This window comes from Mycobacterium sp. NPDC004974 (genome assembly GCF_053600815.1).
Window position 1 is genome coordinate 1 of record NZ_JBSGAQ010000023.1, and the last position, 26,165, is coordinate 26,165.

The window sequence follows — 26,165 nt, forward strand, 5'->3', positions numbered from 1 at the left end:
GGATGATGGGCGGGATGGGGATGCCCAGCTTCGGTGGTGGCGGCATGCCCACCGGAGGTGGCGGTGGTGGTGGTATCCCCGGACTCAACGCCTTGGCCGGCCTCACCTCACTCGGCCGCGGCCAGAATGGTCACCGCGGCGCATCCGGCGCGGAGCAGCAGGTCAATGCGCTGTTCGGACAGGGCCGCGCCCCTAACGGGACCATCGAGCAAGCTATCGCGTTCGCCAAAGCTCAGCTGGGTAAGCCGTACCGTCTCGGAGCGAATGGCCCTAATGTCTGGGACTGCTCGTCACTGGTCCAAAAGGCCTATGCGAGTGCGGGTATCTCGTTGCCGCGCACAACATATGAGCAGATACGTGTGGGTATGCCGGTGTCGCGCAGCGACATCCAGGCCGGCGACATCATCCTGCAGAACTTCTCGGCTCCCGGGGTTCCTGAGCATGTGGCGCTGGCGGTGTCACCGACGATGCAGATCGAAGCGCCGAATTCGCGCGAGGTTGTGAAGTACTCGCCGATTCCCTCCGGGCCCATCGTGGTCAAGCGGGTCGCCTGACCACCCGGTCATCCGCCTCAATCCCGGGGCGCAGTGATCGCGCGAGAATCGATGGATTTTGGTGTGGTTGAGGGTGCTGGCCACCGTTAGTTTGGGGATACGCGAATGCGTTCGCCCAGGCGGACGGGGAGGTAGACGGGGTGGCTGAGCAGCAAGAACCGGATCAGAACGCGACTTCAAGCGGGTCGCGGTGGCGGGGCCGCGGGCTGGGCTATGCAACTCGAGTGCAGGTGACCGCACACCAGTTCAATGCGCGGCGTGCCGTCACGGCATTGACCCGCTGGTATGTCGGCATGGAGTCCGATCAGCACCGCAGGCAGTCGATGGCTCATCTGGCCGGTGCGACCGTCGTGGTGGTGATCTGCCTCGGCGCCCTGTTCTGGTCGTTTCTGCGCCCGGCAGGGTCGGCGGGCCAGGCCAAGATCATCGCTGACCAGAACACGAACGCCCTGTATGTGCGGGTCGGCGAAACACTGCGGCCCGTTCTGAATCTTGCCTCGGCGCGATTGATCGCGGGATCTCCGGACAACCCTGTGCGGGTCCGCAACAGCGAGATCGAATCACGACCGCGAGGAACGCTGGTGGGCATCCCCGGCGCCCCGGACCAGTTGGCGGTGACGTCCCCGCCCACATCGTCGTGGCTGGTGTGCGATGCGGTCACGAAGGCATTCGGCGCCGGCGCCCCCGAACCGGTGACGGTGACCGTGATTGACGGCCAACCTGACCTGTCCGACCGCCGGCGGGTTCTCGACCCGCAGGATGCCGTGCTGCTGCGCTACAACGACGGGGTATGGCTGATCCGCGACGGCCGCCGCTCCAAGGTTGACCCGGCCCAGCGTCCGGTGCTGCTGGCGTTGGGGGTGAGTGCTGACGACATCTCCTCGGCTCGGCCGATGAGCAAGGCGTTGTTCGACGCGATACCGGTCGGCTCGGCGTTGTCGGTGCCGGTGATTCCCAAACTCGGTGAGCCAGCGAGCTTTCCGAAGGCCCCGGGTCCGGTGGGCACGGTGGTGTCGACACCGCAAGTCGGTGGAGATCTCACGTACTCGGTGGTGTTGGCCACTGGGATGCAGACGGTCTCACCGGTGGTGGCGCAGATCTTGCAGAATGCCAACGGATCAGGTGCAGCGATGCCAGTCCTGGCCGGCCCGGCGCTTGCAGACCTGCCGGTGACCGACAGTTTGGACGTCTCGGCCTATCCGGATCAACGGTTGCGGCTGGTGGATACCGAGGCCAATCCGGCCACGTGTTGGTGGTGGCAGAAGACGATCGGAGAGGGCCGTGCGCAGACCTCGCTGGTGTCGGGTCCGACGGTGCCGATCGCGGCTGACAAGGTCGACAGGGTCGTCTCCAGGGCCAAGCCCGACCCCTCCGGCGCGTTGGCCGACAAGGTGTATTTCGGGCCGGATGCGGCGAACTACGTGGCATCCACGGGCAACGATCCGGCCGCGGCCACCGTGGAAACCCAATGGTTCATCTCTGAGTGGGGCGCTCGGTTCGGGGTGCCTCGCGACCAGGACACAGAGCGCGCGCTGGGGTTTGGCACAGCGACCATCCCGGCACCGTGGGTGGTTCTCAAGCTGCTAACGCTGGGCCCAGTGTTGTCGAAAGCGGATGCGGCGGTGACCCATGACATTTTGCCGACAGATCAACAGCCAGGGGAGTTGAGGCAGCCGAAGTGAAAAAGAGTTTTGGTCGCGAAACGGTTCTTGAAGCCCCGCGCAAAATCACGCCCAGGCAGATCAATCTGCTGGCTCCCTTGAAAGTTCCTGTGCCCGAGGGCAAGCCGTGGTGGCTGGTCGTGGTGGCCATCGGCGTCATCGGTCTTGTCGGCGGCATCGTGGTGGTCTCGTTCGCCAGCGGTGCACGAACCTTCAACGGGGTCGGTGCGCTGTTTCCGATCCTGATGGTCGGCGGCATCATCGCGATGCTGTTCGGTAGCCGGTTCGGCGGCGGCAACCAGATGTCGCGAGGCAAGATGGACGCGCTGCGCGCCCAGTTCATGGTGAAACTTGATGAGCTGCGGCGGGACTCGGACCGAGCCGCCGATGATCTGGATGAGAACTTCCGCTGGTATCACCCGCCGACGTCGACGTTGGAAGCCGGACTCGGTGGGCGCAGGATGTGGGAGCGCAGCCCGGCCGGGCGCGATACCTGGTTCGGCGTGATCCGTGTGGGCGTGGGAATGACGTCGTTGAAGCAGGCACAAGCGGTGTCCTTCAACGAGCCGGCCGACATGCCCACCGATATCGAGATGGAGCCGGCGACCGGGGTTGCATTGCAGGAGTTCGTGCGTGCCCAGCAGGTCACCTATGGAACGCCGGCATTGATTTCGCTGCTCGTCGAACCGGGCTGGCGGCTGGATGGCGATCGCGAACGTGTTCTGGCGTTGATGCGCGCGATTGTGTGCCAGATGGTGTTCTCTCATGGGCCCGATCATCTGCAGCTGATCGCGATCACCGACGACATGGAGGAATGGGATTGGCTCAAGTGGCTTCCCCATGTCGCCGACAACCGCGTCCAGGACGCCGCGGGCGGTTTGCGGATGGTCTACCCGTCAGTGCGCGACTTCTACGACGCGCAATACAGCGCAGTTCTGCAGGGCCGGGACCGGTTCAATCCGCGCCACGGCGCGGCCAAGGATCAGATCCAGCCGCTTCCGCACACGGTGATCATCAGCGACGTGACCGAGGGGTCCGCGTGGAGCTCGTTGATCAACTCTGAGGGCGTCGCGGGTGTCACGGTCTTCGACTTACGCGGCCAGGTGCCCACGAGCGCAAATCCACAGCGCCTGCTGCGGGTGAGTCCAACCGGCGACATCGACGCGGTCCCGCGTGATCTCAACACCTTCGCCCCCGAACTCGACAACGAGCCGACGTTCTTCGCCCGCGCCGACCAGATGGACCGGGAGGACGCGGAGAATTTCGCGCTGGGTATGGCGCGGCTGCGGCTGTCCGAAGCGTACGAAATGATCGATGTCGCTGAGGATCTGGGCACCGGGCCTGCCCGCGACATACTCAGCTACTACGCCATTGACGACCCGGCGAACATCGACTTCAACGCGTTGTGGGGGCCCCGCAGGGACATCTTGTCCGACGACCGGATGAAAGCTCCGTACGGCACGCGAGCAGACACCGGGGAGTTGCTGATACTCGACATCAAGGAGACTGCTGCCGGCCCGCACGGAATCATGGTCGGCACAACTGGATCCGGCAAGACCGAGGGCCTGAAGACCTTCGTGCTCAGCCTGCTTTTGGGTCACTCGCCGGAGATTTTGCAACTGGTTCTCGCTGACTTCAAGGGCGGAGCCGGTGTGAAGCCGTTCACCGGAGCACCTCACGTGTCGTGCGTCATGACCGACCTTGAAGATGACCAGACGCAGCTGGGCCGGTTCGTCGACGCGCTGTTCGGCGAGATCGCCCGACGCAAGGCGATGTGCGATGCGATCGATGCCGGCGACGCGGAGGACTACAACCGCCGTCGAGCCGACGCCGCCCGCGACCCTAACGGTCCTCAGCTGGCTCCGATGCCTCGGTTGTTCGTTGTGGTCGACGAGTTCACCGAGGGCTTCAAAATGGACCCGAACCTACCGGTCATCTTCGACCAGATCGTCCGACAGGGCCGTTCCCTATGGGTTCATCTTCTGCTGGCCAGCCAGGAGGTGGACTCACGAGCGGACAAGCTGACGACGAACATTCGTTATCGGCTGGCCCTGCGAACCGACTCAACGGCCAGTGCAGCGGCGTCCGGAGTTCCGCAGTCTGCGAACCTGCCGAACAAGAAGGGACTCGGGTATCTGCGGATCGGCCTGACAGACGATCTGACCAAGATTCAGTTCGAGTACATGTGGCGGGACTATCGCAAACCCGGCACAGTCAAAGACGACGACAGCGACGCCGACCTGTCGACAGGTTCGTTGGGATACTTTGAGCCGCAGCTGTTCACGGTGGCACCGATCATCGTCGACGAGCCCAGCGACACAGCAGTGGACGAGCAACCGGCGCGGCCTGTTGAGACAGACAGCGCACCGTCCTCGTCGGACGATGACGGTGCTATTCGTAAGCCCAAGGTCGGTGAAGTCATCATCGACCAGCTCCGCGCGATCCCGTTCGAACCGCATCGGCTGTTCGGTCCGCCGTTGGACACGCCGAGCACTATCGACGACGTCGTGGAGATGTATCTGGGCCGGCCGTGGGATGAGCGCTACGCTGCCCAGCCCAACCTGATGTTCCCGATCGGCGTCATCGACCGACCGTTCAAGCAGGACCAGCAACCGCTATTGGCCGACGGCACAGGTAATTTGATGGTCCTCGGTGGTCAGGGCTCGGGTAAGACCACCACGCTGGTGGACCTGATCTGCGCCGCAGCTATGACCCATACCCCAGAACAGGTGCAGTTCTACGTGCTCGCTTTGTCAGGCACCTCGCTGGCGAGCGTGAGCGATTTCCCGCACGTCGGCCGGGTCGCGACCATTCTGGAAGAAGATGCCATTCGGCGAACGGTGTCAGAGCTATTGGAACTGCTGACCCTGCGCCGTCGCGGATTCCTCGAGTGGGGTGTGACCTCTATGGAGGAGTTCCGCAAGCGCAAAGCAGCTCTGCGCCGGCAAGTGGGGGAGCAGGCCTCCGATGATCCGGTGGCCCAGGACCGGTTCGGCGATGTCTATCTGGTCGTCGACAACTTCGCGGCTCTCTCAGACCCCGCGTCGACATTCCGCGGCAAAGAGGTTCTCGTCGACGAGATCAACAAGTTGATCCGCGAAGGCGGCAGCTTCGGCATCCACGTGGTGGTCGCGGTGAGCAAGCCCCAGGAGTTGTCTCCCCAGATGCGTGACCTCTTCAACGAAGGCCGCATCGAGTTGAAGGCCGACGAGACAAACGTGCGGCTGGTGAAATCCACAGAAGCCAAGAAGGTACCCAGTAACCGCCCGGGCCGCGGCATGGTCAAGCAGAACTATCTGCGGGAAGGGTGGGATGTAGTCGGCCTGCACACCATGATGGCGCGCCCAGCTCTGCGAGGGACCGGAGAGCGGGTATTCGAAGCACAAAGCGTGGTGGCCAGGGTGACTCAGCTGGCCAAGGGTTACCGGCCCGCTCCGCGCGTGCGCCAACTTCCCACTCGCGTCGAGCTCGCACAGCTGCGCCAGTCCGCTGCGGCTCATCAGCACGCTGGTGCGGTGTGGGCGGTCAACGAGTTCTCGTTGCCAGTGGGCCTGGACAACGCCCGCTCGCCGTTCTTGGTGATCACCGGTAACCGGCAATGTGGGCGTACCACGACATGTGCAGCGATCATGAGCGAGATCGGCCGGGTCTATGCGCCCGGGTCGTCGAAAGCGGTGCGCGCTGCCGACGACACCCGTCCCACGGCGCAGGTCTGGCTGATCAGTCCGAGCCGCGGGCTGCTGCGGGTGCTCGACGACAGCTACGTGGAGGCCTTCTCCTACCGCACCGACACCACCGCGCAGCTGGCCGAACGCCTCAGCAAGGTTCTCGCCGACCGGCTCCCGCAGGCGGACCTCACGATCGATGCCACGTTCGAGAAGTCCTGGACAGGTCCGGAGATCTTCCTGGTGATCGATGATGCCGAACGGCTGCCGAGCGGCAATTACAACCACGTGTTCACACCGTTGATCGAGGCAGCAAATGCGGCTGAAGATGTCGGCCTTCACATCATCTACAGCCGTCAATTCGGTGGCTGGATGAGCGTGGCAGGACGCGATCCCCTGCTAGCAACAATGATGCAAGCAAATGCAGATTTGCTGGTGATGGACTCCGATCCGGACGAAGGCTTTGTCCGCGCAAGATGGAAAGGCCATCCCATGCCGCAAGGGCGCGGATTCTTGATGGGTACCGGTGGATCGGGATCATACGTGCAGGTGGGATGGGTTCCGGTGGGTATTGAGAATGCTTGATTTTGGCTACGGCGCAACCCCTAGACCGCCGTTATGCTGAGTCTGAAATCGTGACGTCGGGAGGAAACTCATGTTTGTCAACACCAGCCCTGCAGCAATGCTGGCAACTGCCGGTGAACTGCAAGCACTCGGCTCGACCATGATGGCAGCCAACGGTGCCGTCGCAGCTCCGACCACCGGCGTTCTTCCGCCGGCAGCCGATCCAACCTCGGCGCTGCTGGCTCTGTCTTTCGCCACCCATGGCGGGGTGTACCAGGCGGCGGGCGGGGTGGCCACGGCGGTCAACGAGATGTTCGTGACCACGATGGGCGTGGGGGCCGGCAGCTACGAAGCCACCGAAGCCCTCAACATTCTGGCCTCGATGTAGCAACGGCGAACCTTCGATCTGACTGACAGATGACTGATTACGGTGCTCTTCCCCCGGAGATCAATTCTGGCCGGATGTACGCCGGACCGGGTTCGGGCCCCATGGTCGCTGCCGCGGCAGCGTGGCACGCACTGGCCGCCGAGCTCGGCAGCGTCGGTGCGGCCTATCAGGCTGTCGTCGACAGTCTGATAGCCACCTCCTGGCAGGGACCGTCGTCACTGTCGATGGCGACAGCGGCCGCACCGTACGTGGTGTGGATCCTGGCCACCGCAGCACAGTCAGAGGCAGCAGGTGTGGCCGCCACTCAGGCGGCCGCGGTGTTCGAGACCGCCCGAGCCGGAGTGGTTCCACCGGCGGCCATCGAAGCCAACCGCAATCTCCTACAGGCCCTCATCGCCACGAACTTTCTTGGCGTGAACAGTGGCGCGATCGCGGCCACCATCGCGGCCTACGAAGAGATGTGGGTACAGGACGCCACAGTGCTCTACGGCTATTCCGCCGACGCAGCGGGACTGTCCAGTGGACTTGCGGCCACCCCGTTCATCCCACCGCCGCCGAACACCAACCCGGCGGGACTAGCCGCCCAAGGCTTGGCGGTCACCGAGGCCGGCGGCAAGGCGGCAGGCAATGCCAGCCAGAAAGTCGCCAACGCAAGCCTGCAAACCACCTCGATGCCCGGCAACATGGACGCACAGTCCATGCTGTCCATGGGCCCACAGTTCATGAGCATGATTCCGCAAGCGCTGCAAGGGTTTTCCCAGCCAGCGACGGCACCGCTGCAGAGCATGGGCCAGTTTCAATCGCTGTTGAGCCCGCTCATGGGAGCACTGAACAACCCCGGGTTGACCAGCGCCGTCAACGCCTCGGGCGTCACCGCCGCACCGACGGGCGCCCTTTCAGCACTCAGCAGCGGTGGCGGTGGTCTGGCCAGCGGAGGCGCGGGTCCGGTGTCAGCGGCCCTGGGCCGCGGCGGCAGCATCAGTGGACTGTCGGTGCCGGCAACCTGGGCGGCCGGCACCCAGAACAACGCGACAACCAGCACCACGGTGGTACCAGCGTCGGCGACCACACCGACCGGTGCGGTGCCAGCATCCGGTACCGGCATGGCCGGCGCACCGGTGGGCGCGATGGGAGGCCGTGACGGCCAGGGGGACGGCGGGCAGCCCCGCTACGGAACGGTGGTACGGGTACTTCCGGATCCGCGATGACCAGGCACACACGATCCTGTGCGAGTGACACAAAGAGGGGGTCAAAGATTTTTCCAACTAGTTTCTTTTGACCGTTGCAGTGGCATACCCCGCCACTAGACTTCAAATTGCGGCCAGCAAACACAAAATTGAACTGCCATTTTCCATAACAAGGAGAAACACATGCCTGTGGCGAACTTCCTCAGCGATCCGGCGGCGATGCGCGACTACGCCGGCAAGTTCCACGCACACTCCCAGACGATCGACTCTGAGGCCAACAAGGCCTGGGCGTCGGCGAATTCGATCTCCGGCGCAGGCTGGTCGGGCGCCGCCAACACGACGTCGTCAGGGACGCTCGAAGAGATGATGCGCGCATTCCGCAACATCGTGTCCATGACCCAGGACGTGAGCGACAAGCTCAATCGCAGCGCCGATGAGTACGAGACGCGCGAGCACGAGTCGACCCAGATTCTGTCGAGCTAACGACAACCCCCGACATCTACTGAGGAGAAAATCAACCATGTCAATGCCGATGAAGTACGGATTCGAGGACGTCGACCATCACGGCCTGACCCTGACCGCACAGGCCGGGCAGCTGGAGGCGGTGCATCAGGCCATCCTGCGCGACGTCGAAGCGACGGCGGAGTTCTGGGGCGGCGCCGGCAGCAACGCCTACACCCAGTTCGTCACCGAGCTCGGCCGCAACTTCCAAACCATCTACCAGGCGCTGAGCGAGCACGGCAGCAAGGTGCGCACAGCCGGCAACAACATGGCGCACACCGACAGCGCCGTCGGCGGTTCGTGGATCTAGGCCCACGCCCAACGACTCATCGCGGCGAGAAGCGGCGGCACCCTGCGACACGGGTGCCGCCGCTTTGCCGTATTAACGACACTCAGAAACGAGAGCGACTATGAGCGCGACACGCGAGACTACGGCCGACGTGACCGTCAGCATGAAAGCCCTCTGGGTGCTGCAAGCCATGCTCGGAATCCCCCGCCTGGCACCGGAACTGGCGGCGTGGCCCTACGGCGCTGCCCGCACCGATGACTGGCTCCACGACAACCCTGCGGTCGAAGCCCTGCGCGAGCAAGGCCTGGTCGGCCCAGACGGACGCGTTATCGAGGCACTGACGCGGAGGCTTCGGGTGCTTGCGGTTCCCGACGTCGAGGTGGCCGTGCAGGTTGGCCCGGGCGCGCGGCAACAGTCCGTTCCCGATCTCAACGATCCGAGCACATGGCGGTCGATTCCGGAGGGCGAGTTGAGGGTGGTGCTGGCGCGTCAGGACGGACATTGGGTATCGGCCGTACGCGCGGGCGATGACGTGACGATCGACGACGTCGACGGCGGCGACGCGCGTTGGCTGGCCGACCTTGTCGTGGGATTGCTCGACACGCTGCATCCATGTGGGCCTTCGCGGATGACCGCGATCAATGTGCCCCTGGAGGAGATCCTGACCGCGGCCGCCGAACGGGCCGGCCTTGAGGCGGATTCGCCGCAGCGTGACGCTGCGTTGCGCACCATCGGTGTGCGGGCGGCCGACCTCGCCGAGCTCGGTGAGCTCATGGATGCGCCGGTGGCCGAGGCGGTGCTGTATGCGCGCGCTCACGACGAAGCGGCGGTACATACCAGTTCTTCCACGCTCGACGTCCGAGACAGCGATGCTGGCAGGGTCGTGCTCTATCAGCTGCCCTCGGTGCGCGGGGCTGCGCAGGAATGGATGACGATCGCACCGGGCAGCGCCGCCCAGGTCGAGCAGGGGGTCAAGACGGTACTGGCAGGGGTGGGAGTGCGGTCGTGGGAGACACATCGCCGTTCATGACATGCAACCGATAACGGCTGGTCATAGTGACAAAACGCGAACCGGCAAATGGATCACGGAAAGTCACGGTTGACCGTCGCTAAGCGGTAATTGCGGGCCATAGGATTGGTGCAGAGCCCGACAGAGTGAGCAATTGGGGTGGATTAAGAAATGGACAACCAGGATTTCGCAACGCGCTATTTCAGCGATCAAGCCAGTAGCGGCGACAACGCGGACGAGGCGGCCGAGGGGAAGAAGGATCCGTTGACCGAACCAGCCCTGCCTCCCGAGCCAGAGGTCAGCGAGCCCAGCCGGCCCGTCGATGACCCGACGATCGTCGGCCCGATGCCGGCCGAGGTCGCCGAGGTCATCGCGCGGCACGCCGCTCAACCAGACACGGCCCGACGACCCGACCAGCGGCAGGCCGAGGCTCCCGCGAGCCGGCGCCTACCAGCACCGCCTGCCACTGCAGAGGGCGCCCCGTGGCCGCAGCAATACCCTGGGCAGTACCAGCAGCCGGGCCAGCACCAGCCCGTCAACGGCCAGCAGCAAGCACATCAGGGCAGCCAGACCGGGCAGTGGCACGCGCGGCAGCCGTACCCCGACGCCCATGGTGTTGCAGTCTCACGGCCCGGATCAGACAGTGAAACCGCAGCGCCACTGCAGATTGCGAGTTGGGCGGCGGCCAGTAACGGGTCACTCACGCCGGCATGGGCCAGCGAGGCGACCCGTCATCTTCGTCACGACGATCTGGTCAAGACACGGCGGATACCACCCGAAGAGGGCTGGCGCCACGCGGTTTACGTGGGCAGCGGGCACCTGGTGAATCTCGGTGCGGGACCGGCCGAGCGCCTGCAGCTGGAGCGGCAAGCCCAGATCGCGGGGAACATTCCGGGCAACTACCAGGTTGCGGTGGTGTCGATCAAAGGTGGTGTCGGCAAGACACGCACGACAGCCGGCATCGGCACGGTGTTTGCGATGTACCGCAATGAGCCAGTCATCGCGATTGACGCCAATCCGACCTACGGGGCGCTCGGCCGCGTTGTCGATCCCCGCGCCACGTCCACCATCCGCGAATACCACGCCGATGGCGAGGAGATCGCGAAGCGCAAGCACACCGACACCTATCCGCAGTCGCGCGCCCGGACCGGCCAGAACCCGCAGGGCCTGGAAGTCCTTGCCGGAAACCAGAATGTGGCCAACCCACTGGGTCTGACATCGGACATGTTCAACACGACGCTTGCACGCACGCGCCGGTTCTATCAGCTGGCGTTGATCGACTGCGGCGCCAATGTCGAGCACGAGGTGATGCCGGCGGTGTTGCGTGCTGCGAACGCATTGGTGATCGTGGGCACGGCGAACTTTGACGGCGCCGCGGCCGCCGAACAGACCATCGACTGGCTCGCTGCCCGGGGAAAGCATGATCTTCTTCGCCGGTCAGTGGTGGTGCTCAACGACGTATACGACTGCGCCGAAAAGAAATTCGTCACCGCGGTCACACACTCGTTGGAACAGCGGGTCGGCGCGGTGAAGTTTGTTCCGTTCGACGAGCATCTTCGTGACGGCGCGGTCCTGGACTTCGACGCTCTGCGTAAGCCAACTCGGCTGGCCTACACCGAAATCGCCGCATGGGTGGCGGAAGGCTTTCCCACACCCGGCGGGGTGAGCCCCCGATGACGGCCGTGCAACCGCAGCTGAGCGGGGTATCGGCGTCCCCGTCGCCAGCGGCCAGCCGTGTTCAGGTGGCGTTGATGGTGGCCGACGTGCAGTTCGGGGTCGTGCTCGATGCGGTAGCCCCGGTATCGCGACACATGTCGGCCCTGGTCGATCTGTCCAACCAGCGGCTTGACCAGATCGGACGGCCGAAGCTGCAACCGGCCGGCGCGACCGACGGCAAAGGAAAGGTCGTGCGGGGCCGGTGGGCGCTGTGCTGGGTTGACGGCACCATGCTGCGCCCGTCGCGGTCACTGGCCGAGCAGGGCGTGGTCGACGGCACCAAACTGTGGTTGCAGTTCGTCGACGACACCGAATCACGCACCCCGGTTATCGAGAACGTGACCACAGCCGTCGCGACGGAGTTGCGCCGCAACCGCCAGAAGATCACCCCGGGCCTGGCTGCCCGCATCGGTGTCGGGATGTTGTCGACAAGCGTGTTCGTGGTGCTGGCCGTGCTGGCGCGGTGGCGCTACGGGCACGACGGGTTCCTGCCTGCGGCGGCCGCGGCCGTGATCGCGCTGGCGCTGCTGGTGGCCGCGACCGTGCTCGCGATGCGGTCCGGGCAGACACGGCGTGCGCTCGTCGACGAGGACTCTTCTGACCGGCACGCGTGGGCTGAATGGCAGACCGAGGTCACCGTTGCCGACACGTTGCGGCTCACTGGATGTGCTGCTGCAGCTGTCGCCGCTGCTCTTGTCGTCCCCGGTCCGCTCGGGGCTCCACACGGTGCGTTGGGGGCCACGGTGGCGCTGGCCGCCGCCGGACTGACGTTGCGGTACACGGGCCGTCACATCTCGTTGTGCACGACGGTGATCGTTCTTGGGTTGACCGCGTTGGTGACCGGGGCGCTGCGGATGCTGTTGGTGACGTCGGCTCCGGTGCTACTGGCCAGTGTGCTCCTGGTGGCCATGGTCGGGATGAAGGTCACCCCGGGCCTGGCCCGCATTGCCGGCAAGATCCGGTTGCCGGTCATGCCGCCTCCAGGCCGGCCGTGGGTGTTTGAGACTCGGCCGTATCTGCCCAGTGAGGTTGTGGTGGTCGTGGGTGGCCGGCCGGTGCTGGAAGGCCCGGAGTCGGTACAGCAGGTGGCGCTCAACACCGAACGGGCCCGGGTCCACATCACGGGCATGCTGCTGGCATTCAGCATCTTGCTGGTGATCGCGTGCCTGGGGCTCTGCGATCCGCATGCTGCGCGCCGGTGGCTGATGGTCGCGTTGGCCGGCGTGGTGGCCGCCGCGGTACTGCTGCACGCCCGGTCCTACACCGATCGATGGCAATCGTCGATCCTCGCCGTGACCGCGGTGACGATCGCCGTGGTGGTGGCGCTGCGATACATCTTGCAGCTCTGGTCGATTCCCGCACTGCTCGTCGGATGCGGGCTCATCGTGGCGCTTCCGACCATCGGCTTGATCGCCGCCGTGATTGTCCCACGCAGCACCTACACACCGGTGTTCGAGCAGTTCGTTGAATGGATCGAGTACCTGCTGCTGGCAGCGGTATGGCCGCTGTCGTTCTGGGTGATGGACGTGTTCGCCGCGATCAGGTACCGCTCATGAACCGGCCCAGTCGCCTTCTGGCACCGATAGTTTCGGCCGCCGCCGCGGTGAGTTTGGTGGCCACCTCCACGCTGTGGGGTGCGCCGACCGCCTGGGCGATCGAACCACCCAGCGTCGACCCGGGCGCACTGCCGCCGGACGGTCCACCCGGGCCACCAGAACCGATGCGCCAGGGCGCCTACTGCACGCGCGTGGCCACGCTTCCCGACACCGACTACCGGGTGCAGCCGCGCTACATGGACATGCTCAACCTGCCCGAGGCGTGGCGGTGGGGACGCGGCGCCGGAGTGAAGGTCGCCGTGATCGACACCGGAGTGAGCCCACATCCGCGCCTGCCCAACCTTATTGGTGGCGGCGACTACGTCATGGAGGGCGGTGACGGTCTGTCGGACTGCGATGCGCACGGCACGTGGGTGGCATCACTGATCGCCGCAGCGCCGATGGACGGCAAGACTCCGTTGCCGCCTCCGCGCGAGACCCGCCGGCCGGACACGGTCCCGACCAGCGAGGCGCCGCCTCCGCCTCCGCCGCCCCAAACGGTGATCGTGCAAGTCCCGTCACCGCCGCCACCGCCTCCGCCGGCCCCGGCTGGACCGCCGCCACCGCCAGGGGAACCGGGTGTCGCGCCGTCGGCGTGGCAGCCGACGGGCACGACCGTGCGGGTGCAAGCGGTGAGCAACCGGTTCAACATCCCGCAAGAGCCCGTCGATGACGTCGAGGTGCCGGCCGAACCTGCCCCGCCACCGCCGCCGCCTCTGCCGCCGGCCGACGGATTCTCCGGTGTGGCACCGGATGTGGAGCTCATCTCGATCCGGCAGTCCTCAAAAGCGTTCAGCCCCAAGGATGCGTTCGGCGGTGATCAGGATCCGGCCACCCGGAAGAAGGCCGGCGACATCCAGACGATGGCCCGGGCGGTCCGTCACGCCGCGGACATGGGTGCCCAGGTGATCAACATCAGTGCGGTGTCGTGCATGAACGCGTTGAACGTGATCGACCAGGCTGCGCTGGGTGCCGCCCTGCGCTACGCCGCGGTGGAGAAGAACGCGGTGATCGTGGCCGCCGCCGGCAATACCGGGACGGGCGGCAACACTGATTGCGAACAGAACCCGCCGTACAACCCGATGACACCGAATGATCCGCGCAACTGGGCGCAGGTGAAGACGGTGGTGACGCCGGCGTGGTTCGACCAGTACGTCCTCACGGTCGGGGCGGTGGACTCCGCAGGCAATCCGTTGACCGATCTGAGCGTCGCCGGCCCGTGGGTGGGAATCGCTGCGCCGGGCACCGACGTGGTCAGCCTCTCACCCCGTGACGATGGGCTGATCAACGCCACCGAAGGCCGCGACAACGCCATGGTCGCGCCGGCCGGGACGTCGTTCTCCGCGGCGATCGTGTCCGGGGTCGCGGCTCTGGTGCGCGCCAAGTACCCGGAGCTCACAGCTCATCAGGTGATCAATCGGCTCATCAGTACGGCTCGTCCGCCGGCACGTGGCGTCGATAACCAGGTCGGTCACGGCATCGTCGATCCGGTCGCCGCACTGACCTGGGATTTGAAGGATCCGGGCGCTCGTGTTGGGCCGGAACGTCTTTCGTCGCCGCTGTTCATCCCGCCACCGCCGCCTCCACGGAACATGACGCCGGTGTGGGTCGCTCTCGGCGGGATCGGCGGCGTGCTCGCTCTGTGCGTGATCACTGTGGGGTTGACCGCGATGCGATCGAGGAGGGTCCGATGAAGCCGATGTTCGCGCTTGGCGTGCGAGCGAGTTGGGCGCGGCTGGCTGTGGCGTTCCTCGCCGCTGTAGTGGTTCTGATCGTGGTCTCGTCGACGCTGGCGGGCCCGGCCGCACTGTGGGTGTCGATCGGGGTCGCCGTGGCGGTGGTCGCTGCTCTCCTGGTGACGTGGCGTCACGAGCATGTGCTGACCCTTGTCGGGCGGGTGGCGCGGCGGCGGCCGGCGACGGGGCTGCTGGAGGTTGCTGAGGCTGCCGATCACACGACGCAGTGGCCACCGACGGCCGCTGCGGTGCGGGCCCATGACGAAGAGCTGATCGCGGTGGTTGCGGTCGATGGCCGCTCGCACACTCCCTCGGTGCTTGACCACAACCGCGTGCAATCACCGGCGAGTCTGCCGATCTCGGTTGTCGCCGACGCGCTACGGCAGTTCGATGTGACGCTGTCGGGGATTGACGTGCTCAGCGTCGGTCGGCGCCGAGCGCCCAACCAGCACCACCCGTACGCGGCAACGTACTCGCGCAAGGTTGGCGATCACGGGGCGATGGGCAGTCGCCGCACCGTCTGCGTGCTGCGGATGAACAGCCACGACAACGTCGACGCGGTCCGGTACCGAGAATCGGTGGCCGCCACGTTGACCGCATGTGCGCAGCGGTTGGCCGCCGAGCTCACCGCTCAGCACTGCCCGGCCCGGGTGGTCGACGCCGACGAGCTCGCCGACATCGACGCCATGTTGGGTGCCGGCGTTGGTGAGCCGGCTCGTCCAGGCTGGACGGGGCTGCATCATGATGGCGGTTCGGTCACCGCGTATTGGGTGTCGCCGCAGGATATTTCGAGCGAGACGCTCGACCGGGTGTGGGTTCCCGACTGCGACTACACCGCCACGGCGCTGCAGTTGCGGCCCGGGCCCGAACGGTCCACCGAGGTCGGGCTGTTGGTGCGCTACGCCACCGGTGGTCCGCTCCGCGAAGCCCCCATCCTGGGCCTCAACCCTCTGTCGGGCCGACACGACCTGGGCGTGCGGGCCAGCGTCGCCGACGCGCCCACACCGCAGCTGAGGATTCCTCATCGGCGCCTGGGGGACGGCGAGGATCTGAGGGCGCCGATCGGCTCGACTGGCGTCATCATCGGTTCCACGATGAGCGGGCATCTGCTGCTGGTCAGCCTGGCCAATGCGATACCCGCGTCGACGGCCAGCGTCACTGTGGCCGGTGAAGTCGCCCAGCTGCTGCAACTGGCGATGAGTCACGCCGCGATCGGCTACCAAGTACTGGTGCGGTCGTCGCGGCCGGAGGTGTGGCGCGATGCCACCGGGGCGGGTCTGCACATCGTTCCCGGCCTGCCACCGAAACTGCCGAACAACGGCGATGGCGTGATGGTGGTCTACGACGATCCACGCTCCTCGGCAGGGTCCAGTGCGGCCCGGGCGGCCGCCGGCCCCCGCGCGGCCATCACGGTACGGTTGGTGCCGGCGCGCACCGCCAGCGTCGCTGACGTTCACCTGGAGCAGGACTCGGAGAACACGTGCGTCATCCGCACCGCTGAGTTCACACACCGGTTGAACTCCGACTTGAGCACCGAGCGCAATCTGATCCGGACACAGAAGCGGGGGCGGGTGGCCTGATGACCGTGACGAACATGGCGAACGCGGAGGCGGCCCGCCAGGCGCTGACTCGAGGACTGTTGGCCTCCGGGGTGAGCGTCAACAACATGATGCCCAGCAACAACCCCGAGGTGGCGGCCAAGTCCTTCCGGATCGCCACCGACACCGACCCGTCGATGTGTGACGCCTGGCTGGCCCGCGTGCGGGCCGGCGACGACTCGGCCAAGACACTGGCCGGCGCGTGCGAGGCACGGGCAACGTTCGGCTGGGAATTTCAGCGTCTCGGCGTTTTGCAGTCCTCGTTCTGCCCAATGGTTTTCGACGGGCTGTTCGTGAGCCTGGAGATCACCTCCCGCGATTCCCTGCTGACCGCCTATGCGACGGCGCTGGCCCGCGAAGGCCGATATGCCGACGCCGACGAGGTGCTCTCGGGGCAGACACCGACCGACCCGTTCGACGCCGACCTGCACACCTACGCACAAGGAGTGCTGTACTTCCGGGCCAAACGCTGGCCCGACGTCCTGCGCTTCTTCACCGTCGACAAGGTTTGGCGCAAACCCGTCTACGGTGCCGCGGCGGCCGCGATGGCCAGCACGGCGCTGGCCTCATTGGGCGTGTTCGAGGACGCCTTCCGCCGAGCACAAACCGCGATCGACAGCGAACTGGTGCCGCACGCGGCCACGATCGCGCTCTACACCCAAGCCATGTGCCTGCGCCACCTGGGTAAGCATGACGATTCTGCGCAGCTGTTGCGGCGCGTGTACGCGCGCGACGCGAAGTTCGCCCCGGCACGTGAGGCGCTCGACGACAAGGACCGCCGGCTGACGGTGACCAACCCTGAAGCGATCGAAGCGCGTACCGATCCGTGGGATCCGAACACCGAGCCCACCCCGGAGACCGAGCAGGCCGATCATCAAGCCGAGCTGCTCGCCGAGGCGGAGGCCGAACTGGACAGGCAGATCGGCCTTGTCGAGGTCAAACGGCAGGTGCACAAGCTGCGGGCGTCCGCGAAGGTCAACAAGGTTCGTGAGGAACGTGGGCTGCCGCTGATCGTCCGCAGTCACCACATGGCGTTCACGGGTCCGCCGGGGACCGGCAAGACCACCATCGCCCGCGTGGTGGCCAACATCTATTGCGGCCTAGGAATTCTGCCCACACCGAAAGTGATTGAGGCCAAACGCGCTGACTTCGTCGCCGGCTATCTCGGGCAGACTGCCGAGAAAACGGACAAGAAGATCGACGAGGCTCTTGGTGGGGTGTTGTTCATCGACGAGGCCTACACCCTGATCCAGGAGGGCCTGTCGGGAGGGGACGCCTTCGGTAAGGAGGCCGTCGACACGCTGCTTGCGCGCATGGAGAACGATCGGCACCGGCTCATGGTGATCATCGCGGGCTACGACGACGAGATCGACCGATTCCTGGCGTCCAACGAGGGCCTGGGCAGCCGGGTTCCGCGGCGGATCCGGTTCGCGTCCTACAACCCCACTGAGCTGTCCGCGATCGCGGCTTCCATAGCGGCCCAGAAAGAGTCGACCATCGACCCGGCGGCGAGCGAGCTGCTGGAGCAGGTGTGCGCCAAGCTGGCTGAGCACCAGGTGGAGACCACCGACTCCAACGGCCAACCCGGCAAACCTCGGCCTGTCCTCGACGTCGCCGGCAATGGCCGCTTCATCCGCAACGTGATCGAGGAGAGCTTCGACGAGCAGATGCTGCGTATCGCCGAAGAACTCGACACTGGCGACGTCGACGACACGACCATGACCACCATCACCGAACGCGACATCGCCGCCGCGCTGCGAACTGTCCTGGCCACCGCCGTACCAGGTGCCGTCGACCTCGACTGGATCATTCCGACCACAGCTTGACCTCCCTCATGACCGCCCACGCGGTGGCCACGCGATGGCGGCGAGTGGGTAAACCTGATGACTGAACCAAATCTCCCTCCCGCCAAGCACAGGCTCGGGTTAGACGGCGCCGCGACGCTCAGCTCCCTGTTGTCTGTCGGTACCTGCCACTACTCTCGGTGTGCCCGGAAAGCCTGTCCCCTAACAGCTACTCCAGAAGCGACGGGTGTGCCTGCGGCGTTTCGCGCTCGTTGCCCTCGTGATGGCCGATACCCTCAGGCAGAAGAGAGGTGGTGTTGTGGCCGCGAACAGCGGGATCGAGTGGACTGAAGTCACCTGGAACCCCGTCACCGGCTGCGATCGCGTTGCGGCCGGCTGCGACAATTGCTACGCGCTCGCACTCGCGAAGCGTCTCAAGGCCATGGGCGCCGAGAAGTACCAGAACGACGGGGATCCGAGGACGTCCGGGCCTGGCTTCGGGGTCACGATCCACCCGCGCGCACTGGACCAGCCGTACCGGTGGCGCGCGCCGAAGGTCGTCTTCGTGAACTCGATGAGCGACCTGTTCCACGCCAAGGTTCCCGTCAGCTTCATCCGCGACGTCTTCGACGTGATCCGCGAGACCCCGCAGCACACCTACCAGGCGCTGACCAAGCGCGCCCACCGCATGGCGAGGATCGCCGACAGGCTGGACTGGCCCGAGAACCTATGGATGGGCGTATCGGTGGAGTCGCACGAGGTCGTCGACCGAATTGATCACCTGCGGGCCTCGCCTGCGGCCACGCGGTTCCTGTCCTGCGAGCCGCTCCTCACAGCCCTTCCCGACTTGGCCCTCAACAACATCGACTGGGTAATCGCCGGCGGCGAGTCGGGTCCGCGGGCGCGGCCGATGGATCCGGCCTGGGTCGAAGACATCCGCGACCAGTGCGTCCACGCCGGAGTGGCGTTCTTCTTCAAGCAGTGGGGCGGCCGGACACCGAAGGCCAACGGTCGTGAGCTCGACGGCCGCACCTGGGACGACATGCCGGTGCTGGCAGCAGCGCACTGACCTGGCCGGCCGTCAGCCTTCCAGAGCGGGGAACTCGACGAAGGTTCCGTCCGGGAAGGTTCCCTTCCTCTTCTGGTTGGGCGACGAGATGCGCCCGGCGGCCTGCATCGGCTTGAGGGTCTTGACCTTCACCTGACCGCTGTGGAACGGCGTCTTCGTGACGACGTACTGGATGACCTCGTGTACGGGTACGGTGCGGCCGGCGAAGTGCTGTGCCAGCTCGTCCTGAAGCGGTCCGGTGTTCGCCTCGTCCTCGAAGAGAACCTGTTGGCCGGCGAGACGGTCATCGAACCTGTAGCCCCCACCGGGGGCGAGCTTCCACATCGCCTCCTTCATCCGGTCGTAGGCCTGGTCGTCGCGCGTGCAGAAGAAGAGGTAGCTGCCGGTGTGACCACTCTGGTTGACCATCTCGAAGCTGCACACGTGGGCGAAGTCGCATTCGTTGCGAAGCTGCCTCTCGTAGAGGTCGTGGATGAACTGGGCGCGACCCTGATCAGCTGGCGGGGCGTTCTTGTACTCGTCGCACCCGAAGAGCGCCGTGAAGTGCGGGTCGACGTTGCCGGCATTCGCGAACCGGTTGACGCTGTTGAAGTCGAAGTAGATGAACAGCTCGCACGACGGGTGGCTGACCAGGTCGCGGATGAGGGACATCGGAACGTCCTTGTAGCCGAACGGGTCGACGAACGCGAACGTCGGTGCCAGCTGCTTCCCCGCGGGGATGGAGTCCAGCAACTCACGCGCCAACTCCTGGAAATTCAGGTGGCGCTCGTGGATCCGCACGGTCTGCGGCCACGGGGTGCGGCTCGCCTGGACGCCAGCGAGAACCTCCTGCAGCGACGCGAACCGCTCGTCGTCCCACTCGTTGAAGATGAAGTTGAACAAGGTGTCACCGAAGGCTGCGAACGACCGATGGTCCAGCAGCTTGTTGAGGGTCAGGACCGGCGAGCCGGGCTCGTCGTCGTCGTAGCGGCCCGGTCCTGCGAAGCCGTCCAGCACGTTGACCCTCTGGTGGTACCTGCTCGTCCCGAAGATTCCGAACCACGCGCCGAGGTATCGCGTCAGGATGTCGTGCTTGGCCTTGGTGTGCGGAGGGCGTCTCCACACGGTCGGCAGGCTGTCACCCTTCGGCATCGTTGCCTCCTGGTCCCTGGTGGTGTGCGCTACCTATTGCCCTTGGCGCGGTAGTGGGGGACGCGGAGCCCGGTCACAGGTTGACCGGGCTCCGCGAGCCGCTCTGGGAAATCCTATCGGCGGGCTGCGAACAGGGGCGGTAAGCGGGCCCAACACAGTCGAGGTGGCACGCCTGCCGAGCCCGATACCGAGGAGCCGAACCCCACACCGCAACCGTAGGGTTCAGTGCCGCTGGTCTCTGCCGGGTGCCGGTGGCTCATTCCAGTAGTCGTCGGTGTCGGTCTCGAACACCGGTTGCTGCGGTGGCGGTGGGGGAGGTGGCAGGGTCCGTTGTTGTCCGTAAGCCGGCTGGTTTGTGCGACCATCGGCCGGAGCTTGGGAGCCGTAATCTCCTGGTGCCCAAGAATGTTGGGGACCGTTGGCGTCGATGACCGGGGGAGCGTCGGACGAAGGCCTCCCGTTGCCGTTGCTTCGTGGCACCGAGTGTTGTTGACGGCCACCTTGTACCTTTTCGGCTACCGCCAGACCAGCTACGACTTCTGGAGCGACCACTGCGGCTGCACCGCCTGCCGCCGAACCGCCGCCCGCGGCCGCTGCACCGCCTGCGGAGCCTCCGCTGGCTGGGAGAGTGCCACCTCCGCCGCTCGGTACAGGCAGCGATTCAGTCAATCCGCCACCGCCGCCACCGGTGCTCGACGAGGGCTTGTTGACGCCGGAGCGTCCTTGGACGGGCTGGCCGGTGAGTGGTTGATCGTCTCCTTGTTCACCTCCAGATCCACCTCCGCCGGCGGCTCCCTTTTCCATCAGCCAGTCTCTACCGCGTTGGCTGGCGGCCATGCCTTTGTCGATGGCCTCCTGGCCCTTGTCGTAGCCCGCACGAGCGCTGTTGATGACTTGGTGCACCGCATGCACGAGGTCTTGGCGGGTGTGGTCGTTGAGCTCCTTTTTCAACCACCAGAACAGGCCGATGGCCACCGCCGACATGATCGCGATCATCATGAGCTGCGCGACGGGGTGACTCATGCCGACCTGTGCCGCATATCCGTTGGGCGCAACGGTTTTCAGGATGATTACTGCGGCGAAGGAGACGTAGAGCACGTAGACGAAAACGAGGAACGCGTGCTTGAAGAACTCCTTGATCCGCCGCTTGGCCCGCTGGCGGGGCTTGCCGTCGATCATCGCGGGCCCAGCAGCGAACAGAGCCATAAATGCGTTGAGGAACGCTGCACCGCAGACCATGACGTACGAGTAGGCGACATAGCAGATGAAGAACGTGAAGAAGAGCCCCAGGATGCAGAACCCGAAACCGACGGCGAAGCTGCCGAAGTCGAGTTGTTGAGCGTGGGCCAACGCCTGGGGCGCACCGCATTGAGCCATCGCGTGGGCGGGACGGGAGTGGTCGCCGCCGCCGATGAACGGCAACGCATCGATGGCCGACATGGACCCCGGCGCACCGGCGGGCACGCTCGGGGGCAGAGACGGCAGCATCTGTCCGTCTCCAGCCATCAGCGCTTTCGAGTAGGCCGTACCGCAGGTGCCGATGTTGTCGACGACCATGCCGAAATTCATGAGCTGCAACGGGTGCCGTAGGACAGCGTCGGCGGTAACTGCGGTCAGGTGATCGAGATTGGCTGCATTGTCGGCCCCGGGGACGAGCGAGCCGTTGTTCACAGCGCCTTGGGCGGCCGTGAAGGCCAGTGTGCGGGCTTGAAACAGTAGCCCGTGGTCCCCGGAGAGTTCCCCGAGCGGATCGCCTTGGAACACCAGGATCATGCCGATCACGCCGATCGCCACGCTACTGAGCATGATGCTCCAGCCGAGACCGCGCCGGCCATGCCACAACATCTGGTAGGCGCCGTAGCCGAGGGCCAGGACGAGGCAGATCGGGAACACCCACAGGTCGATCAGCAGGGTGCGCAGGACATCGAACAGTGGGCGAAACCAGGTGGCCAGCCAGTACAGCCAAGTCGAGGACATGGCGAACCGCAGCAACCACAAGGCGACGGTGATCATGAAGACGTAGAACGACACCTGGGCCTGCAGCCAGCTGACGACGGTGTCGTGGCTGACGCCGGTGACAACGGCGTTGCCGAGCCACCGCGCCCAACTCACTGGGTTGATGGACAAGTCGGGTCCGGCTTGCGTGATGGCTTCGCCGGCCGAGACCACCGACAGGTAGTAGCTGCCGAGGGGAACACCGTAGGTGTCCTTGATGCCCGTCCAGTTCAGAACGCCGGCCATCGTCGAGGCGAATGCCGGGGGTGCGGCGACGACCGACCAGAGGGTGAGGAGGTGGCCGACCGACCAGAAGATGGTGACGCGACGCATCTTAGGGTGGGTCGCCATGAAGTAGCCGAATCGTTCGGCGGGATGCTGCCGTGCAGCTGCGGTGGCCATGGTTACGCTGCCTCCTGGCCTGGTGTGGTGTCGTAGGCGGCGTGGACGCGTGCGTCGGGTTCGTGAGCCACGACGATCGGTGAGGGCCGGCGGAATTCGTCGATGAAGAAGGCCTTGCCGATCCGGGAGCCCCGATTGGGACGTTCGGTGACCTCGTCTACGTCGTCGTCGAAGTCGGTCGGTTCACGCATGTCTTCGGGATCCGGGTCGGCTAAGAAGTACTCTTCAAGGTCGTCGTAGTCGGCCGCTCGTAGGCCGGCTTTCCGCGCGACTTCTTTTGCCAATTCCTCATTTTCGAACGGGACGATGAGTTGTTGGGTGATGAACCTGTCGCCCATCAGGGTGAGGTCGGCCACCGGATCCTGGGTGATGATCAACAACCCGGTGTAGTGCTTGCGAGCGCGACGGCTGATGAGATGCGCGTCGGCGGCGCCGGCGCGGGAGTTAAGCAGGCCTCCGGCTTCTTCGAGGACGATGAGGCCGAAGCGGGACTTGTTGGCGAAGAAGGTGGTTCGGGCCAGCCGGACGAGCATGCCGTAGATGGCGACGGAGGCCTTCTTCCGGTCGCTGAGGTCGTTGTACAGGTGGGGTGTGCTCATCTCCTCGGCGTCGGGCAGGTCGAGGCTTTCAGTGAGCCAGATCGTCATGTCGAGGTTGGCCAGGTCCGGGATGGGCAGGGTGTCGTCGAAGATGGCGCGGGTGAAGTCGTAGGTCGACCACGATTGCAGCGCGACCAGGATCGGGTAGAGATCCTCAGCAAGCCTGATGACCTGGCCAGGCCGTGTGTCGGGTCGATCGATCGGGGCTTGGATGCTGGCGATGTAGGCCATGAGCGCCGCGGTGCTGGGTATCTGGAGTTGTCGGCGGGCGCGCGCTGTGAGGATGGTGCGCAGTCGTTGCACGGCGACGCTGCGTGAGTCCAGGCCCATCATCGGGATCATGTAGTCGAGCCAGTAGCCGCCCGCGACGGGTTCAGGGAAGATCCGCAGCGGGTCGCAACCGAAGTTGTTGCCGGCCATATCGATCACGGCTTTGCGGTCGGTGGGGACGTCGGCAAATGCCTTGGCCCATTCGATGCCGGGGTCGACGATGAACAATTGGGCGCCGCGCTGATACTCGCCGCGGGCAATGCGTTTGGAGGCATAGGACTTGCCGTAGCCGGGTGCGCCGCTGCAGACCAGGCAGGGGTTGTGGTTGCGCCGCGCGGTGCCGGGAAGGTCGATCAGGACGGCGCTGTTGAGAGCGTTGGACGTGTTGAAACCCAATAGAGTTCCGTTGGTGTTGCCGACCTGCGATGAGGTGATCGGAACGAACCGGGACCATTTTGTTGCCGTGGTTCGGTAGCTGAACTGGTCGACCGAACTCTTGTGGGTGGGAACTCCGGAGTTGAACGCGGCCCAGAGTTTGGCCTGGGCGCCGCGGTGGTGGCGTACCGAGACCTGCCCGGAGGATGCAAGCTGTTCTTTCAGTCGCTTCACGCTACGGTCGAGGGTTGCGGGATCTTTGGCGCCAACGGCGATGACGAAAGCGGTCTCCATCGGGCGTTCGTCACTGTTCGAGTGGAGTTGGCGGTTGTACTCGGCGAGTTGGAGGCCGGTGTCGCGCAGCTCGCGGTCACCATCGCGGGCATCACGTCGCTGCTTGAATTGGTCGTCGAGGTTCTCCTTGGCGCGATCGTTGCGGACGAACTCCACTTCGCGGTGGTGACCGACAAGGCTGATAGCGAAATCAAACTCGGCGCCGGTGTTGAGATCGTCGAGGGCATCGAGAAACTCCGACCCGGGAAATCGGATACCGGCCTTGGGCATATCGGTGACCGGGAGGATGGCTTGATAGCTGTCGGGGTAGAGGCCGTCGGGGCTGCTGACGCGCAGCACTTTTTTCCAGGACGGCACCCGCCGTACACCGGCGCACCACAGGGCGATGAGGCCGGCGGTGGTGAGGCCGAACAGTATTGCGGGGGCGACGATGACAAACACCGCGGTGAGGACGGTCAGGGCGGCCATCACGCCGGCTGCCGGGAGCATGGGCAGTTTGCGGCCGGAGTTGTGCAGCTGGTCGCCGTCGTCGAACTCGGCCACGGGGAAGTTGCGGGGTGCTTGTCGGGCGGTCCCTTGGCGGCGTCGGGGGAGCGGGTTGGTGAAAGTGCCGCGCCAGGCTGTGCGCCGCCAAAACCAGTCGACCATGTCCTCGGTCACCGGCACCGGCGAGAAGTCCTCGGGCAGCGAGGTGACGATGTCGTGGGCGAGGCTTCGGTAGGCGGCAAGGGACTCGTCGGAGTCCTTGTCACGTCCAGCCAGCCAGTCTTTGAGTTTGGTGGCCTGCCCCAAGGGGGTGTGGCCCTCTCGGCCGGCGTCGACGGGAAAACGCAGCCAATACAGGCGGGTTCGGGGGTTCTTCTGCGCGAGCTGGCCACGCAGTCCTTGACAGGTGGCGATCCATTCAGGCTTGTCGCGGTGACCGTGGAGCATGGCCCGCAGCAGTTGGCGCTGGCTTTGCGGTACCGACATGCTGTAGATCCACGCACCTGCTGGGACTTCGCGGGCCATGTTGCGGTGCCGTTCGGCGGCACCGAGGCGGTGTTTGGTCGGCTGCAGGTAGTAGCGCAGCCCGGACACGAGATAGTTGGCGTAGACGCCGTGCTTGGTGAATTCCAGGTGGCCGATGACGTCGTCAGGCGGGGCCAGAATCATGCTGTCACGGCTGGATTCGTTCTTCGGCCGGACCGACCGCCAGATGCTGCGGACCCTGAATCCGAGACTGGGTTTCCCGTACGGGATCATCGCGCCGATGCCTGCGGAGATGAGAGTGAGAAACAGGGGAACGAAGAACAGGGTCTGTGCGTGTCCGGAGTCGAGGAACAGCAACGGCAGTGCGATGGTGGCGGTACCGCCGAGTGCGAGCGGTACCGCCACCCCGATGCGCAACGACTTGTTGAACAGCAGGTCGGTGTAGGTGGGGGTGTCGTGCACCCCTTTGAATACCTGTGCGGATTCGACGGCCATTTAGCCGAACTGCCCTGTGGTGATGCCGCTTTGGTCGACGGTCTTCTTCGTGGAAAGGTAGATCGCGTAGCCCGATCCCACGATCACTGCGACGATGACCGACAGCAGTGCCCACAAGATGGTTTCGCCTTTGCGGCCGCCGAAGAATGCCGCGGTGGCACGGGCGCCGCCGCCGATCAAGATGAGGATGACGAAGACTCCGATGAGGATGGTGTAGAGCGTTCGTGACCCGGATGTCAGGTCGGTCGCTGCGAGAATGGTTGTGGTGGTGCTCGGTTCGGACACGACGTTTGCGGCTAGGGCCGTGAGGTGGCCT

Annotated in this window: 18 protein-coding genes; 14 read left to right on the plus strand and 4 right to left on the minus strand. The window is 65.3% G+C overall.

Features of this window, described 5'->3' with window-relative positions; translation table 11 throughout:
* The 14 genes from ACWEFV_RS31515 to ACWEFV_RS31580 all read left to right on the plus strand — a co-directional run.
* A partial coding sequence (locus tag ACWEFV_RS31515) for a C40 family peptidase (protein WP_450073078.1) occupies positions 1-554 on the plus strand: 554 nt, incomplete at its 5' end.
* 140 nt (positions 555-694) lie between these two features.
* Positions 695-2,236, plus strand: coding sequence for a type VII secretion protein EccB (gene eccB, locus ACWEFV_RS31520; protein WP_214398654.1), 1,542 nt, complete (start codon positions 695-697; stop codon positions 2,234-2,236).
* Entirely contained in the window at positions 2,233-6,465 is a 4,233-nt protein-coding gene (gene eccCa / locus ACWEFV_RS31525) for a type VII secretion protein EccCa (protein ID WP_214398653.1), read from the plus strand. Before eccB ends, eccCa begins: the two co-directional genes overlap by 4 nt.
* Before the next feature lie 70 nt (positions 6,466-6,535).
* On the plus strand, positions 6,536-6,832 hold the full coding sequence (locus ACWEFV_RS31530) for a PE family protein (protein ID WP_214398652.1): 297 nt from the start codon (positions 6,536-6,538) through the stop codon (positions 6,830-6,832).
* Positions 6,833-6,861: 29 nt separating this feature from the next.
* Positions 6,862-8,040 (plus strand): PPE family protein, encoded by a 1,179-nt coding sequence (locus ACWEFV_RS31535; protein WP_214398651.1) that lies wholly within the window; start codon positions 6,862-6,864, stop codon positions 8,038-8,040.
* Positions 8,041-8,202: 162 nt separating this feature from the next.
* A complete protein-coding gene (locus ACWEFV_RS31540; RefSeq protein WP_214398650.1) occupies positions 8,203-8,502 on the plus strand; it encodes a WXG100 family type VII secretion target in 300 nt (99 codons plus the stop codon).
* Between the two features lie 43 nt (positions 8,503-8,545).
* A complete protein-coding gene (locus ACWEFV_RS31545; protein WP_214398658.1) occupies positions 8,546-8,830 on the plus strand; it encodes a WXG100 family type VII secretion target in 285 nt (94 codons plus the stop codon).
* A 100-nt stretch (positions 8,831-8,930) separates the two neighbouring features.
* Positions 8,931-9,839, plus strand: a complete 909-nt coding sequence (locus ACWEFV_RS31550; protein WP_214398649.1) for an ESX secretion-associated protein EspG — start codon at positions 8,931-8,933, stop codon at positions 9,837-9,839.
* 150 nt (positions 9,840-9,989) lie between these two features.
* On the plus strand, positions 9,990-11,495 hold the full coding sequence (locus ACWEFV_RS31555; RefSeq protein WP_450073079.1) for a nucleotide-binding protein: 1,506 nt from the start codon (positions 9,990-9,992) through the stop codon (positions 11,493-11,495).
* A complete protein-coding gene (gene eccD, locus ACWEFV_RS31560) occupies positions 11,492-13,090 on the plus strand; it encodes a type VII secretion integral membrane protein EccD (protein WP_214398647.1) in 1,599 nt (532 codons plus the stop codon). The genes ACWEFV_RS31555 and eccD overlap by 4 nt, the downstream gene beginning before the upstream one ends.
* Positions 13,087-14,823, plus strand: coding sequence for a type VII secretion-associated serine protease mycosin (gene mycP, locus ACWEFV_RS31565; protein WP_214398646.1), 1,737 nt, complete (start codon positions 13,087-13,089; stop codon positions 14,821-14,823). Before eccD ends, mycP begins: the two co-directional genes overlap by 4 nt.
* Positions 14,820-16,445, plus strand: coding sequence for a type VII secretion protein EccE (gene eccE, locus ACWEFV_RS31570; protein WP_214398645.1), 1,626 nt, complete (start codon positions 14,820-14,822; stop codon positions 16,443-16,445). The genes mycP and eccE overlap by 4 nt, the downstream gene beginning before the upstream one ends.
* On the plus strand, positions 16,445-18,289 hold the full coding sequence (gene eccA / locus ACWEFV_RS31575; protein ID WP_214398644.1) for a type VII secretion AAA-ATPase EccA: 1,845 nt from the start codon (positions 16,445-16,447) through the stop codon (positions 18,287-18,289). The genes eccE and eccA overlap by 1 nt, the downstream gene beginning before the upstream one ends.
* Before the next feature lie 277 nt (positions 18,290-18,566).
* Positions 18,567-19,316, plus strand: coding sequence for a DUF5131 family protein (locus tag ACWEFV_RS31580; RefSeq protein WP_370466424.1), 750 nt, complete (start codon positions 18,567-18,569; stop codon positions 19,314-19,316).
* A gap of 12 nt (positions 19,317-19,328) precedes the next feature.
* Here ACWEFV_RS31580 and ACWEFV_RS31585 read toward each other — a convergent pair whose 3' ends face one another.
* The 4 genes from ACWEFV_RS31585 to ACWEFV_RS31600 all read right to left on the minus strand — a co-directional run bounded on the left by ACWEFV_RS31585 (position 19,329) and on the right by ACWEFV_RS31600 (position 26,134).
* On the minus strand, positions 19,329-20,420 hold the full coding sequence (locus tag ACWEFV_RS31585) for a three-Cys-motif partner protein TcmP (RefSeq protein WP_450073080.1): 1,092 nt from the start codon (positions 20,418-20,420) through the stop codon (positions 19,329-19,331).
* A 249-nt stretch (positions 20,421-20,669) separates the two neighbouring features.
* The gene (locus ACWEFV_RS31590) at positions 20,670-22,844 is read right to left on the minus strand and encodes a hypothetical protein (protein ID WP_214398641.1); all 2,175 of its coding nucleotides are present in this window, start codon (positions 22,842-22,844) and stop codon (positions 20,670-20,672) included.
* A gap of 2 nt (positions 22,845-22,846) precedes the next feature.
* Positions 22,847-25,849: an ATP-binding protein gene (locus ACWEFV_RS31595; RefSeq protein WP_214398640.1), complete on the minus strand. Its 3,003-nt coding sequence runs from the start codon at positions 25,847-25,849 to the stop codon at positions 22,847-22,849.
* Positions 25,850-26,134, minus strand: coding sequence for a glycosyl transferase family 39 (locus ACWEFV_RS31600; protein ID WP_450073081.1), 285 nt, complete (start codon positions 26,132-26,134; stop codon positions 25,850-25,852).
* Between the last annotated feature and the right edge of the window lie 31 nt (positions 26,135-26,165).